12 protein-coding genes are annotated in these 13107 nt (G+C 70.4%); 7 read left to right on the top strand and 5 right to left on the bottom strand.

What is annotated here, in order from left to right:
• Nucleotides 1-43 precede the first annotated feature (43 nt).
• The gene (locus tag ACFYWX_RS06380; RefSeq protein ID WP_389422822.1) at nucleotides 44-727 is read left to right on the top strand and encodes an ABC transporter ATP-binding protein; all 684 of its coding nucleotides are present in this window, start codon (nucleotides 44-46) and stop codon (nucleotides 725-727) included.
• 444 nt (nucleotides 728-1171) lie between these two features.
• Nucleotides 1172-1942, top strand: a complete 771-nt coding sequence (locus tag ACFYWX_RS06375) for a group II truncated hemoglobin (protein WP_389422821.1) — start codon at nucleotides 1172-1174, stop codon at nucleotides 1940-1942.
• 25 nt (nucleotides 1943-1967) lie between these two features.
• On the opposite strand, the gene ACFYWX_RS06370 is transcribed toward ACFYWX_RS06375, so the two are convergent.
• Complete coding sequence (locus ACFYWX_RS06370) at nucleotides 1968-2891, bottom strand: helix-turn-helix domain-containing protein (RefSeq protein WP_389422820.1); 924 nt, start codon at nucleotides 2889-2891, stop codon at nucleotides 1968-1970.
• Nucleotides 2892-3070: 179 nt separating this feature from the next.
• On the opposite strand from ACFYWX_RS06370, the gene ACFYWX_RS06365 reads away from it, so the two are divergent.
• Both ACFYWX_RS06365 and ACFYWX_RS06360 read left to right on the top strand, forming a co-directional pair.
• Nucleotides 3071-4111 (top strand): NAD(P)-dependent alcohol dehydrogenase, encoded by a 1041-nt coding sequence (locus ACFYWX_RS06365; RefSeq protein ID WP_389422819.1) that lies wholly within the window; start codon nucleotides 3071-3073, stop codon nucleotides 4109-4111.
• Between the two features lie 171 nt (nucleotides 4112-4282).
• Nucleotides 4283-4666, top strand: coding sequence for a VOC family protein (locus ACFYWX_RS06360; RefSeq protein ID WP_389422818.1), 384 nt, complete (start codon nucleotides 4283-4285; stop codon nucleotides 4664-4666).
• Nucleotides 4667-4697: 31 nt separating this feature from the next.
• Here ACFYWX_RS06360 and ACFYWX_RS06355 read toward each other — a convergent pair whose 3' ends face one another.
• From ACFYWX_RS06355 to ACFYWX_RS06340, 4 genes are all read right to left on the bottom strand, one after another.
• A complete protein-coding gene (locus tag ACFYWX_RS06355) occupies nucleotides 4698-8174 on the bottom strand; it encodes a glycosyltransferase (RefSeq protein WP_389422817.1) in 3477 nt (1158 codons plus the stop codon).
• A 129-nt stretch (nucleotides 8175-8303) separates the two neighbouring features.
• Nucleotides 8304-8756 carry an SRPBCC domain-containing protein gene (locus tag ACFYWX_RS06350; RefSeq protein ID WP_389422816.1) on the bottom strand — a complete coding sequence of 151 codons (453 nt, stop codon included), beginning with the start codon at nucleotides 8754-8756 and terminating at the stop codon, nucleotides 8304-8306.
• Between the two features lie 90 nt (nucleotides 8757-8846).
• On the bottom strand, nucleotides 8847-9197 hold the full coding sequence (locus ACFYWX_RS06345) for a hypothetical protein (RefSeq protein ID WP_389422815.1): 351 nt from the start codon (nucleotides 9195-9197) through the stop codon (nucleotides 8847-8849).
• A gap of 54 nt (nucleotides 9198-9251) precedes the next feature.
• Nucleotides 9252-10157 carry a DUF3152 domain-containing protein gene (locus ACFYWX_RS06340; RefSeq protein ID WP_389422814.1) on the bottom strand — a complete coding sequence of 302 codons (906 nt, stop codon included), beginning with the start codon at nucleotides 10155-10157 and terminating at the stop codon, nucleotides 9252-9254.
• 138 nt (nucleotides 10158-10295) lie between these two features.
• Here ACFYWX_RS06340 and ACFYWX_RS06335 point away from each other — a divergent pair, with 138 nt between their 5' ends.
• The 3 genes from ACFYWX_RS06335 (at nucleotide 10296) to ACFYWX_RS06325 (ending at nucleotide 13107) form a co-directional block, all read left to right on the top strand.
• The gene (locus ACFYWX_RS06335) at nucleotides 10296-10988 is read left to right on the top strand and encodes a response regulator (protein WP_389422813.1); all 693 of its coding nucleotides are present in this window, start codon (nucleotides 10296-10298) and stop codon (nucleotides 10986-10988) included.
• Between the two features lie 95 nt (nucleotides 10989-11083).
• Nucleotides 11084-12529 carry a sensor histidine kinase gene (locus ACFYWX_RS06330; RefSeq protein WP_389423060.1) on the top strand — a complete coding sequence of 482 codons (1446 nt, stop codon included), beginning with the start codon at nucleotides 11084-11086 and terminating at the stop codon, nucleotides 12527-12529.
• Complete coding sequence (locus ACFYWX_RS06325; RefSeq protein WP_389422812.1) at nucleotides 12526-13107, top strand: hypothetical protein; 582 nt, start codon at nucleotides 12526-12528, stop codon at nucleotides 13105-13107. Before ACFYWX_RS06330 ends, ACFYWX_RS06325 begins: the two co-directional genes overlap by 4 nt.

Here is a 13107-nt window from a genome sequence, read left to right as displayed (position 1 = left end):
CGACCTCTCAACGCCCTCACACATCACAGGAGTTGTAGTCCCCATGTACGAACTCAGAAGCGTCACCAAGCGGTACACGCGCGGCAAGGAAGCCGTTCACGCGCTCGACGGGATCGATCTCACGATCTCCGACGGCGACCGGCTGGTCATCCAAGGTCCCACCGGCGGGGGCAAGTCCACGCTGTTGCAGATGCTGGGCGCACTCGACCGGCCCACCTCCGGCGAGGTCGTCCTCGACGGGGTCGATCTCGCCAAGCTGTCCGAGGCGAAGCTCACCCGGGTGCGCAGCGAGAACATCGGCTTCGTCTTCCAGTCGTTCAACCTCATTCCGACACTGACAGCGCAGGAGAACGTCGAGACCGCGCTCGTACCGCTCGGGGTGAAGGGGAAGGAGCGGCGGGAGCGGGCCGCGGAGGCGTTGACGTCGGTGGGGCTGGGTGAGCGGCTCGGGCATCTGCCCGGGGAGATGTCCGGCGGTCAGCAGCAACGCGTCGCCATCGCCCGCGCGCTCGTGAAGCAGCCGAAGGTGCTGCTCGCCGACGAGCCCACCGGCAACCTCGACGAGGGCATGCGCGACGAGGTGATGGACGTGCTGGAGCGCATGTGGAAGGAGCTCGGGCTGACCTTCATCATGGTCACCCACGACTCCGCGATCGCGAAGAAGGCCCCCCGTCTGGCCACCATCCGCAAGGGCAACATCACCGTCAAGGAGAACGCCAACTCCTGAGCCGCTTACTGCGGTGAGTACTCGGCCACCAGCTGCTCCATGCCGTCGAGCCGGTGGGGGGCGACTCGGGCGAGGGCGGTACGGACGGCTTCGGGTGTCCGCTAGGGGCGGGGGATCAGCTCCTGCCCCCGTGGTCGGGCTGCGTGGTCACGTGCGTTCCTCCGAGTCGCTTTCCGGGTGATGTGTGCCAGCCTCTGCCCGACTCGTACGGGCTGTTGAGCCGCTGATGTGGCACAGATCCGCCAATCACCCCTCCCACGTGCGTAACGGTACCGGCCGGGCCCTGGGCCCAGTCGACGAGCAGGAACGACGCTCAAGGGGGCCTCCGTGGAGTTCGGCGTGGACTGCGGCCCCGGCGCTTTCGCGAAGCGTTTCGCTGAGCCCACAGCGAACGGCCCGCCGGAAGGAAAGCGTCCGGCGGGCCCTTCGTGCTTGCGTGATCCCATGACGGCTCAGACAGTCGAATACATCCGGTACCGCGTCCCCGAGGAACGGTCCGCCGAATTCCTCGCCGCCTACGCGCGGGCGGCGACCCCGCTGGCGGCCTCGCCCCAGTGCGTCGACTACGAACTCGCTCGCTGCGAGGAGGAACCCGACCACTACATCCTGCGCATCACCTGGACCTCGGCCGAGGACCACCTCCAAGGATTCCGCATGTCCGAGCACTTCCCGCCCTTCCTCGCCGAGATCCGGCCCTACGTCAGCGCCATCGAGGAGATGCGCCACTACCGGCCCACGGACGTACGCGGCACGGGCTCGGCCGTCCCGACGCTGTACGACTGGGCGGGTGGCGCGGAGGCCTTCTCCGGGCTGACCGAGGTGTTCTACGGCAAGGTGCTCAAGGACGACGTCCTCGCACCGGTCTTCGCCGGCCTCGCCCCCGAACACGCCGAGCACGTCGCCCTCTGGCTCGCGGAGGTCTTCGGCGGGCCGCAGGCGTACTCGGCGACCCAGGGCGGGCACAGCCACATGGTCGCCAAGCACTTCGGCAAGAACATCACCGAGGCCCAGCGCCGCCGCTGGGTCAACCTCATCCAGGACGCGGCCGACGAGGCGGGCCTGCCGACGGACGCCGAGTTCCGCGCCGCGTTCCTCGCGTACATCGAGTGGGGCACACGCTTGGCGGTGTACTTCTCGGGCCCGAACGCCGAGCGGCCGACGGAGCAGCCCGTGCCGAAGTGGAACTGGGGGGCCGCGCCGCCGTACCAGGGGTGAGACGTCGTGGGAGGGGGGGGCGGCGTCAGCCCTGAGGCTTCGCCGACCCCGCGCCCGCCCGGGTCGCGTCCGTGCCCCAGCTCGCCAGCAGGCGCAGCGCCTCGGCAGAGGGTGAGCCGGGCTCCGCGTGGTACGTGATCAGCGTCTGCTCGCTGTCATCGGCCAGGCGGAACGACTCGAAGGAGAGGGTCAGGTCGCCGACGAGGGGGTGATGCATCCGTTTGACGCCGTAGCCCTTCTCCTTGACGTCGTGGGTGGCCCACAGCCGCCGGAACTCCTCGCTCTTCACGGAGAGCTCGCCCACCAGGGCGGACAGCTTCGGGTCGTCCGGATGGCAGCCCGCGTCCATGCGCAGATAGCTGACCATGTCGATCGCCTTCTGCTCCCAGTCCACGAACAGCTCGCGGTACTCGGGCCGCAGGAAGACCATCCGCGCCCAGTTGCGCTCCGCCGGCGGCAGCTCCGCCCAGTCGCCGAACAGCGCCGCCGCCATCCGGTTCCACGCCAGGATGTCCGAGCGCCGTCCCCCGATGTACGCCGGGACGCCGTCGATCGCGTCCAGCAGCTGCCGCAGCGACGCCCGCGTCTGTTGCGCCCGCGCCGTCGACTTCTTCTTGTGCTGCTTCGGCTTCGCCAGATGCGTGAGGTGGGAGTGCTCGGCGTCGGTCAGCCTGAGCGCGCGGGCGATGGAGTCCAGCACCTCAGCCGACACGTTCCGTCCGTTGCCCTGCTCCAGGCGCGTGTAGTACGCCACGGACACCCCGGCCAGCTGCGCCAGCTCCTCGCGCCGCAGCCCCGGCACCCTGCGGTGCCGTCCGAAGTCCGGCAGCCCCACGTCCTCCGGCTTCAGCCGGGCCCGCCGGGAGCGCAGGAACTCGCTGAGCTCGGCACGCCGGTCCAGCGCCCCGGCAACCGCGGGCTCGGTGACGGATTCGGGCTGTTCGTCCATGCGTCCCAGTATTCACGGTCGTACGCACCCGATCCTGCCCCCGCCAGTAGTAGGCACAGTGGACGTAGGCAGAGCCGTGACCTGGGTGGATCCTTGTGGCTCTGACAGGCTGGGCGCCATGCCCGGCAGAAGGCAGCCGGGCACGGAGCACCACACCCTTTGCTAGGAGAACCCCCGGCATGACCACTGTTGCTGCGTACGCCGCACCCGCCGCCAAGGCTCCGCTGGAGCGCACGACGATCGAGCGCCGCACGGTCGGCGAGTTCGACGTCCTGATCGACATCAAGTTCTCCGGTATCTGCCACTCCGACATCCACCAGGCCCGCGAGGGCTGGGGCGAGGCGATCTTCCCGATGGTCCCCGGCCACGAGATAGCCGGAGTCGTCTCCGAGGTCGGCCCCGGCGTCACCAAGTTCGCCGTCGGCGACCGCGTGGGCGTCGGCTGCCTGGTCGACTCCTGCCGCGAGTGCGACAACTGCAAGGCCGGCCTGGAGCAGTACTGCACCGGCGGCAGCGTCGGCACGTACAACGCTCTCGACAAGAACGGCGAGCCGACCTACGGCGGCTACGCCGAGAAGATCGTCGTCGACGAGAACTTCGTGCTGCGCGTCCCCGACGGCCTGAAGCTCGACGAGGCCGCGCCCCTGCTGTGCGCCGGCATCACCACGTACTCCCCGCTCCGCCACTGGAACGCCGGCCCCGGCAAGAAGGTCGCGATCCTCGGCATGGGCGGCCTCGGCCACATGGGCGTCAAGATCGCGCACGCGCTGGGCGCGGAGGTGACGGTCCTGTCGCAGTCGCTGCGCAAGAAGGACGACGGCCTGAAGCTGGGCGCCGACCACTACTACGCCACCAGCGACCCGGAGACCTTCAAGAAGCTGGCCGGCACCTTCGACCTGATCCTGTCGACCGTCTCCGCCCCGCTCGACCTGGACGCCTTCCTGTCCCTGCTGCGCACCGACGGCGCCTTCGTCAACGTGGGCGCGCCCGAGGAGCCCGTCGCCCTCAACCTGTTCTCGGTGATCGCCGGCCGCAAGACCCTCGCAGGGTCCGGCATCGGCGGTATCCAGGAGACCCAGGAGATGCTGGACTTCTGCGCCGAGCACGGCTTCGGGGCGGAGATCGAGCTGATCCGCGCGGACCAGATCAACGAGGCGTACGAGCGGGTGCTGGGCAGCGATGTGCGGTACCGGTTCGTGATCGACACGGCGACCATCTGATCGCTCCTCGGGTCCCCGGCGTGCGCGCGTACGTCCGCGCCGGGGACCCTGTCGGTGGTGTGCGTCCGGATGTGGGCGTACGGGGCGAACGTTGCCTGTCGGGGCACTAGCGTGGACAGGGAGGAGTCCACGGCGCTCGCACCTCGCACCTCGCACGAGGAGGCCCTCACCATGACCGTCCAGCTCAACCACACCATCGTCGCCGCGCACGACAAGAAGACCTCGGCCCGCTTCCTCGCCGACATCCTCGGCCTGGAGGTGAGCGAGCCGTTCGGCCCGTTCGTCCCCGTGGAGATCCCAGGCGGCGTGACCCTGGACTACGCGGAGACACCCGAGGACATCACGCCGCAGCACTACGCGTTCCTGGTGTCGGAGGACGACTTCGACACGATCTTCGGCCGCGTCCGCTCGGCCGGTCTGACGTACTGGGCGGACCCGTTCCACCATCACCCAGGCGAGATCAACCACAACGACGGCGGCCGGGGCGCCTACTTCGACGACCCCAACGGCCACAACCTGGAGATCCTGACTCGGCCGTACGGCAGCGGGAGCTGACCGGTCGAACACGCCCCCGTGGGAACCGGACTCAGCCGGCCGGGTCGTCCAGCGCGGCCAGCAGTCCGGACACCGCGTCGGACCACGTCCAGCGCGCCGCGAGGTCGTTGCGGAGCTTGGAGGCCTCGGTGAACGCCCCCTCCCGGTGGCGCAGTACCGCCTTGACGCTGTCGCTCCACGCCTCGACGTCCCGGGCGTCGTCCCCGGTCGTCTCCACCACGACGCGGGCCGCTTCGTCCGGGGTGAGGAGTTCGCGCAGCAGCTCACCCAGCCCGCTGGCACTGCTGACGAGCACCGGCGTCCCCGCGACGATGGCCTCCACACCGACGAGCCCGAAACCCTCGCCGCGGGACGGCATGAGTACCAGACTCGCGCTCCGCAGGTCGGCCGTCAGCCGTTCCTGCCGGGTCGAGTACGGCCGCACCCGGACCGACAGAGCCGGGTCGTCCGCCCAGAGGCGCATCTGCTCCTCGAGCTCCCTCGACGTGTTCTCGGGGGCGCCGCGGATCAGCAGTTCGACGGCCGTCGCACCGGCCGCGCGGCTCTTTCGCGCCAGCGAGAAGGCCCGGGCGGCCAGATCGAGGCCCTTGAGCCGGTGGTCCTCGGCCCGCCCGAACAGCAGCGTCATCCACGGCGCGCCCGACGGCGGCGTACGGACGTCCGTGGTCTCGGCGTCGAACCCGGGGTCGAAACGGAGGATCTTTCGCCTGTCGACCCCACGTGCCTCCAGATCACGCAGGAACCAGTTGTGCATCCGCGGTCCCACCACGACGGTGCGATGCGCCCCCGCGCCCAACCCCAGCTCGATCTCCTGCCGTTCCTCCGCCAGGACGCCGATGTCCTCGCCGCGGTCGAGTTTCAGCCGCTCGATCTCGTCCGGGATCATGTGGATGAAGTGCAGACGCCTGGCGTGCGGGAAGGCGTCGCCGAGATTCTGTGCGGCGGGACCGGTGATGCGTCCGTGCCCGATGACGAAGTGCGGCTCGGCTCCGCCGGGGAGCTCGGGCTTCAGGAAGAGCCGTTGCACGCCGGAGACCCCGGGCATCACCCGTGCCTCGACGAGCGTGACGCCCACCGCCGCCGCCTTCTCGCGCTCGTCCGGTGACGCCGTCAGCACGACACAGAAGACCTGCGCCCCGGCCGCCGCCAGCGCCGAGCAGAGCTGCCGGTTGAACGTGCTCAGACCGCCGTGCGCCGAGGACCACTCGGTGGCCAGGGAGAGGAAACGGATCCGGTCGTCCGCCATGGGCGCGTCGCTCGCTTTCTGGTGCTGGGGGAGGACCGGGCCGCCGTGCTGGGGACGGATCACGGTGGTGGGGAGGCCGGTGATCGCGGGGGGCAGGATGGGGAAGATCAGCGCGGGCGGCGCCTCCCCGAACTGCCCCAGCCAGTGGTCCCAGTCGTGCAGCAGTACGGCGCGAATCTCGTCGGCCGTGGTCGGGGGCGTCGTCGTGTCGAGGTAGACGCCGAGCAGCTGGGCGGCCCGCGGCAGGTCGTCGGCCAGCAGCGCGACGGCCACGGCCAGCCAGGTCAGGTTGTCTCCCGCCTTGAGCCTCGGGGAGATCCTGTCGAGCGCCGTCTGCGCCCGGCCCACCTCTCCGGCACCGAGCCGGCACATCACCTCGTGCATGGCGGGGGCGAGGTAGGAGGGAATCTCCGTACAGACCCGGCTCACGAGTTCCGCGGCGTCCCGCCACAGGCCCTGACGTTCCAGCAGCAGTGTCTCCGTGAGCCCCAGTCCCGACGTCAGCCCTTCCTGTTGCGCCAGCCAGTCGCGTACGTCGTTCAGCGGTTCGGCGGTGGGCTCGCCCGCGGCGTAGCGGATCGCCAGCTCCGCGAGCCGGTACTTGTTGCCCTCCGAGAGCCTGGTCCCCTCCTTCAGGACCTCGATCGCCTCGTTGATCTGCCCCTTGTCGCGCAGGAACGTGCCCAGCAACTGGTAGGCGTTGAAGAGGTTCTTGGCCGGTGCCACGCTTTCGGTGGCCCTGCGTGCCGCGGCCAACGCGGCATCGAGTCCCTCGACCGCCCGCACGAGCAGCACCCACAGCACCCAGGGCTCGGCATGGTCCTCACCCACCGTGGCGCGCTCGGCGTGCCGCAGGGCTTCGGCGAGTTCGTCGCGCCCACCCCGGTCCCTGAGGAGCGTCGCGAGGCGGAAGTGGGTGGCGGGGGCGTCCGAGTGGGCGAGATAGACCCTCAACAGCGCGATCCTGGCGTCACGTTCCCCGTCCGAGGACGGGCGGGGCGAGGTCCAGTTGTACCGGCGCTCGACGTACCCGTCGACGGACCGCATCGCGTCCGCGAGGACGTCCTCGGCGGCGGCCTCCGTCAGATGGAACCGCGCGTTGTCGAGGGCGCCGGCGAGTACCAGATCACGGGTGCGGACCCCGGCGGCCGCGTACAGCGGCCGGGCGTACCACTCGCCGGCACGGCGGTGCGCCGCCCGCCAGGCCTCGCCGTCCCGCTGCATGCGCACGCCGTCGGCCTCCCGGACCAGGGGATGGACCTGGTACAGGGTGTGCCGGCCCGAGCCGCTCTGCCCGGCGGAGGTACGGGTGTTGAGGAGATACCGTTCGAGCAGCTCGTCCACCCGCGGCTCCAGGTCACCCCGGCTGTCGCCCATCGTCTCGATGAGCGGCCACGGTGCCCAGTCCCGCAGGACGGACAGGTCCCGCAGGAACGCTCGCGTCTCGTCGGAGAGGCCCTCGGCCGCCTTGGCGAGCAGTTGGCGCTCGATGTCCTCGACGAGCTGCATCCGGAAGGGTGCCTTGGGCAGGACCGCGGTGGGCGGAAGAAGGTCGTCAAGGGGGTGCTTCTTGAGAAGGAACCCGAGCAGGCGCAGGACACGCGGGTTCGCGCCGAGGCGGCGGACCACCTCCACGCGCCGCCCGACGGGGAACCGGACGTCGGCATCCTGCGCGGGAAGGCTGTTCAGGACGATCCTGGTGGCGTCGTCACCGTCCGGGATCGGCAACTCCTCCACATGGAAGGACTCGGTCCAGTAGGCGTCGACCCAGCGGTTCGACACCAGCCACAGACACCCGCCGTCCGGTGGCCGCTTCGCGAGCCTCTCCACCATCCTGGCCCAGGGCTGCCGCAGTTGGCCTCCGGCGTCGAGCATGCGCTGGAACTCGTCGACGACGACCAGCGCACCGTGACGCAGCACCTCCCGCACCGCTGTGGCGAAGTCGGCCTTCTCCGGGATCGAGGCCACGAGATCGCCGTGGTTGCCGTCCTCCAACTGCTCCACGAGACGGCTCACCAGTACGGCGTTCAAGTCCGCGGCGTCGACGGGCACATCGATGCTCGCGGTCGGCACACCCGCACGCGCCGCCCGGTCCACCAACGGGCCCACCACGGCCCGCGTCTTCCCGACCCCCGACATTCCCGTCAGCACGGCCGCTCTGTGCCCCTGGTCCCGCCACGCCTCCCACAGCCTGAGCGCCGCCGCCTGACGCTCAACTCCGTCAAGGCCGGGAATCGGGTCTGCGTCATCTCCCCGCGTCATACCCCCTTATTACAGCAGGTTGACGGGTTACCGCAGCAGGTCAACGGCCGAAGAACGGCCGGGGGCCGGGGTGGTGGCGAAGTGTCACCTTCTCGTGGCCCCGGCCCAAGGGTGGTTTCTGAGCGGGTTTCAGCCACTCGCCCCATCGGTCAGGAAGACGCCCAGGCTGTCGAGGAGCATGGTGCTGCCCTGCTCGGCCATGTCCCGTTCCTCGGCGGTGTCGCAGGTCTGGCGGAGCTCGATCCGCGTGTGGTGGCCGTCCTGTTCGTCGAGTTCCATGGTCATGGCCGCGGGCGCGGGCCTGCCGGGTACGTCCATGCCGACCACCAGGAGGCGGTTCTCGACGACCTCGAGATAGGAGCCGGTCAGCGGGAACTGTCCGCCGTCGGGCGTGACCATCGTGGCCTTCCACGCTCCGCCCGGCCGTACGTCCATCTCGACGGAGCCGACAGCGGCGTAAGCCCACTGGGCATACTGCTCGGGGGTGGTCCACGCCCGCCACACCTTCACCGCGGGGGCCTGAAGCGTTCGGGTCAGCGTGTAGGAGAAGCCGCCGGCCAGGGTGGTCTGCTCGGTGCTCATTCTCGTCTCCTGATTTTCCTGTGCCGCTCGGGACTGTCGCACCTGTAGACGCCCGCACACGCGGAGACTCATCGCTGCCGCCGGAAATTTTCAGCCGCGCAGAAGCCACCGCCAGCGCCGGCGTTCTGTGACGAGGGTGATGGCCACGAGGAGGGACACGAGCACGGCCGCGTAAACCGGCCATGCCGACCATGCGGCGATCACGGCGGCGGCGAGCTGGAGCAGCACGAGCAGGATCGTGACCGTGCCCGGGACAGGGACGATCACCTGTGCCTTGTCTCCCGGAGTGGAGAAGACGGTCGGCAGGCCGATCAGTACCACCACCGCCAAGACCGCGAGCAGCCATGAGTACGCGGACAGGGCCCACGGGGTGGCCACCCAGGCGACGAGTTCCGCGGCGAAGCGCAGGGCGGATGCGATGCGGTCGTCCGGTCTCTCCATGTTTGCCCCCCGTGAGCTGTGTCGACCACCGGCGGGAGATCTTATTCCCGCGGCTCAGGGCACGGCGGGTCCGGTGATGAGCTGCCCCTGGGCGTCGTAGGGCCAGACATTGGGGACGCAGCCGTGCATGCCCTTGATCTGCTGCATCATCGCCGGGGCGGGTTTTCCGGCGCCGGGGCAGCCGACGTGGCCGTGGCCGAGGAAGTGGCCGACCTCGTGATTGAGGATGAGCGCCCGGTAGGAGGGGATGTCCTTGGCGTAGAACTGCGTCGCCAGCTCCCAGCGCCTGAGGTTGACCATGACGTTCTTGCTCACGTTGCAGTTGTACTCACCGCCGGTGTCCAGCCCGTACTGCCCGCATATCTTGTCCACGGTCCCCGGCGTCGCCACCCGGACGACGAAGTCGGTGGTCCCGCCCGAGACCCGCTGGAACGCGGAGGTGCCGTCCGCCGTCCAGCCCCGCGGGTCGGCCAGAATGCGCTCCACCTGCTCGGCCACGTCCGCGGCGGAGAGCGCGAGCCCCGTCTCGACATCGACCCGGTAGCGCAGCGACCTCCCCTTGCCCACCTTGCCGCTCCCGCCGGACGCCGTGATGAACGTGCCCGGCCCGGTCGCGGGGATGGTGGTGCTGCTCCGGGAAGGCCGGGGGGACGCGCTGGGCGAGCTGGACGCACTGGACGAGCCGGTCGGGGAGTCGGGGCTGTGCGTTGTCCGGGACGGGGCGGGGGTGGGCTCGGCCCGGGCGGTGGGCTCGGCCTGTTCGGTGGAGCGGGCCTCGGCCGGTAACTCCGTTCTGTCCGACTGCGCCCACCCCACGGCCGCGAACCCGGCGGCACCGAGGACGGTCAGCGCGGCCAGACCTGCCCACAGGGGCCCCTTCCCGCGACGCCGCCCGGGGGCGTGCGCGGGGCCGCGCCGATGGCGACGGGAGTGGGAAGGCGTTGCTTTGTGCGCGGTCATGGTTGATCAGATTGTGTTCACCATGTGATGGGATCTGGCTCAGATGGTAACGAAAAGGTAACGAATTGCCGTCTCGGGCTGTGTGATCATCCGGTAACAGGGCTCCGGGCCGGGCCGAGAGGTCCTGATACTGAGTCCATGCCACGTGTTCTGCTGATCGAAGACGACCGCGCCGTACGGGAAGGAGTGGCCCTGGCCTTGCGCCGCCAGGGCCATGACGTCGCCGGCGCCGCGACCGGAGAGGACGGCATGGCGAACCTGCTGTCCTTCCGGCCCGACGTCGTGGTCCTCGATCTGATGCTGCCGGGTATGACCGGCCTGGAGGTGTGCCACGGCATCCGCTCCGTCGACCAGACCCTGCCGATCATCATGGCGACCGCACGGGGCGATGACGTGGACATCGTTGTCGGCTTGGAGGCGGGCGCCGATGACTACGTCGTCAAGCCGGTGCAGGCCAGGGTGCTGGAGGCCCGAATCCGCGCCGTGCTGCGCCGGGCGGGCGGACCTCCGGGCGACCGCGAACTGCCGAAGATCGACACACACGGGGACCTGGCCATCGACCGGGCCGGGCTGTCCGTCACCGTCGGGGGCGCACCGGTCGTCCTCGCTCCGTCCGAGCTCCGGCTCCTGCTGACTCTCTCCGCCTCGCCGGGGCAGGTGTTCAGCAGGCAGCAGTTGCTGGAGGCGGTCTGGGAGCACAGCTATCACGGCGACGCCCGCCTGGTGGACGCCTGCGTCAAACGGCTGCGCGCCAAGATGGGCGAGCCGCCGCGCGAACCGCGCTACATCCAGACCGTGCGCGGCTTCGGCTACCGGTTCGCGTCCCGGTGAGACGTTCCGTCGAGGCGGGGGCTGTGAAGAATCCGGCGACCAGGGGCAGGGGCAGGGTGAAGCTTCCCGCGCGGATTCCGCTGCGCGGCCTGCGGATGCGGCTTGTGGTGGCGTTCGGGCTCGTCGCCGCCCTGGCCACCACGACGACCGGCGCCCTGACCTTCCGCGAGGCCCGCAACGGCGTGCTCCAGCAGAGCCAGGACACCGTGATCCGGCAACTGCGCACCCAGGTCAGCCGGCTCGCCCCCGAACTCGGCTACCCCCCGAGCCGGGAGGTGCTGCGGAAGTTCGCGGCGGACGTGGCACGCGCGGAACCGTCGGGGACCTGGCGCGTACTGGCCACGTACCAGGGGCTCAGCGAAACCTCGGTCCCGGGCGACCCCTTCGACGAGCTGACGCCCGCCGTCCGCGAGGCCGTCGGGTCCAGCCTGGCCACCGTGTTCCAGCGGGTGCGCAGCGGTGGACGCACCTCCCTGGTCGTCGGCATGTCGGTCACCTTCGCCTCCGAGATGCGCATTCCGACGCTCTCCGGGGTCCAGGTCTTCCTGACCGTGCCCCAGGCCTACGAGCAGGCGTCCGTCGACGCGCTGGTCACCGCCATCGAGCGGGCGACCGTACCGGCCCTCGGCATCGCCGTGCTGCTCGCCCTGCTCGCAGCTCGCGGGGTACTGCGACCGGTCCGCGCGCTGCGTCACGCCACCCGAAGCATCGCCGAGGGGCACCTCGACACCCGGCTCGACGTCAACGGCTCCGACGAACTCGCCGATCTGTCCCACACGTTCAACGAGACCGCGGCGGCCCTGGAACAGTCCGTCGCCGAGCTGCGCTCCATGGAGGCGCGGGCCCGGCGCTTCGCTGCGGACGTCTCCCATGAGCTGCGCACCCCGCTGGCCGCCATGTCGGCGGTCACCGACATCCTCGACGAGGAGGCCGCCCGCCTCGATCCCGACACGGCCACCGCGGTACGGCTGATCAGCGAGGAGACCGTGAAACTGGCCCGTCTGGTGGAGGACCTGATGGAGATCTCCCGCTTCGACGCGGGCGCGGCGGTCCTGCACCTGGACGAGATCGACCTCGCCGAGTCGATCCGGGCCACACTCTCCTCCCGCGGCTGGTCGGACACGGTGGAGACCCGGCTGCCGGGGCCCGACGAGCTCCGGGGGCGCGTCGACCCGCGTCGGCTGGACGTGGTCGTGGCCAACCTGGTCGGCAACGCCCTCCGGCACGGCGCCCGACCGGTGTACCTCAGGCTGTCGGCGGGCGGACCGCCCGGTGCGCGGCCGTCGGCGGTCATCGAGGTCGCGGACAGCGGGCCCGGCATCCCCGACGACGTGCTGCCGCATGTCTTCGAGCGCTTCTACAAGTCCGACAGCGCGCGCACCCGTACCGAGGGCAGCGGGCTGGGCCTCGCGATCACGGAGGAGAACGTCCGGATGCACGGCGGCACCGTCCGAGTGGCCAACCGTCCCACAGGCGGCGCCGTCTTCACCGTAGAACTCCCGCTGTGGCGGGACGAGTCGACGCCGGAGGACCCCTCATGAGGCCCGTGCACCGTGCCGCGCTGCTGGTCGTCCCGGCGGCACTCGCGCTCTCCTCCTGCGGCATCCCCGCGACCGGCGTGGTGGAGGCGGGTGCACCCGCGAGCGGAATCGCGCCGACCACTCCGGTCTACTTCGTCAGGAACGGGACCCTGGTCGCGATACCGCGCAAGGTACCCGAGGCCGGTGATGTCAGGGCGGCCGTCGAGGCACTGCTCAAGGGCCCGACTCCGCAGGAGCGGCGCAAGAGCCTGACCACCCGACTGGCCCGGCAGCCGGGACTCTTCTCGCGGGCTCCCGCCCCTGCCGTGACACAGGACGGCAACCCCACCGCGGCGGAGGCTGCCGAGACCCCGACGGAGACTATGGAGGTGACGACGCGGGGCGACAGCCTGTCGGTCGAACTGCCCTGGTACACGGCGGAGTTGTCCTCCCTCGCCGCGGACCAGGTGATCTGCACCGTCGCCCGGGCGCATCTGCTCACCCTCTGGGACGTGAAGTCGGTGACGGTGACGGTGACCGTGACGGGCGCCGTCGGCCCGCCCATCGAGGGATCCGACGACCGCTGCCCCGATCTGTAG

This window comes from Streptomyces sp. NPDC002888 (assembly GCF_042888465.1).
In the GTDB taxonomy this organism is placed as follows: domain Bacteria; phylum Actinomycetota; class Actinomycetes; order Streptomycetales; family Streptomycetaceae; genus Streptomyces.
The sequence above is the reverse complement of the archived record's forward strand: the minus strand, read 5'-3'. Positions and strand labels throughout refer to the sequence as shown.

Bases quoted from the DNA above. Each gene is read 5' to 3' on its own strand.
- ACFYWX_RS06365 (WP_389422819.1), top strand. From the start codon at position 3,071: ATGACCACTGTTGCTGCGTACGCCGCACCCGCCGCCAAGGCTCCGCTG.
- ACFYWX_RS06375 (WP_389422821.1), top strand. From the start codon at position 1,172: ATGACGGCTCAGACAGTCGAATACATCCGGTACCGCGTCCCCGAGGAA.
- ACFYWX_RS06330 (WP_389423060.1), top strand. From the start codon at position 11,084: ATGCGGCTTGTGGTGGCGTTCGGGCTCGTCGCCGCCCTGGCCACCACG.
- ACFYWX_RS06335 (WP_389422813.1), top strand. From the start codon at position 10,296: ATGCCACGTGTTCTGCTGATCGAAGACGACCGCGCCGTACGGGAAGGA.
- ACFYWX_RS06350 (WP_389422816.1), bottom strand. From the start codon at position 8,756: ATGAGCACCGAGCAGACCACCCTGGCCGGCGGCTTCTCCTACACGCTG.
- ACFYWX_RS06345 (WP_389422815.1), bottom strand. From the start codon at position 9,197: ATGGAGAGACCGGACGACCGCATCGCATCCGCCCTGCGCTTCGCCGCG.
- ACFYWX_RS06340 (WP_389422814.1), bottom strand. From the start codon at position 10,157: ATGACCGCGCACAAAGCAACGCCTTCCCACTCCCGTCGCCATCGGCGC.
- ACFYWX_RS06325 (WP_389422812.1), top strand. From the start codon at position 12,526: ATGAGGCCCGTGCACCGTGCCGCGCTGCTGGTCGTCCCGGCGGCACTC.
- ACFYWX_RS06380 (WP_389422822.1), top strand. From the start codon at position 44: ATGTACGAACTCAGAAGCGTCACCAAGCGGTACACGCGCGGCAAGGAA.
- ACFYWX_RS06370 (WP_389422820.1), bottom strand. From the start codon at position 2,891: ATGGACGAACAGCCCGAATCCGTCACCGAGCCCGCGGTTGCCGGGGCG.
- ACFYWX_RS06355 (WP_389422817.1), bottom strand. From the start codon at position 8,174: ATGACGCGGGGAGATGACGCAGACCCGATTCCCGGCCTTGACGGAGTT.
- ACFYWX_RS06360 (WP_389422818.1), top strand. From the start codon at position 4,283: ATGACCGTCCAGCTCAACCACACCATCGTCGCCGCGCACGACAAGAAG.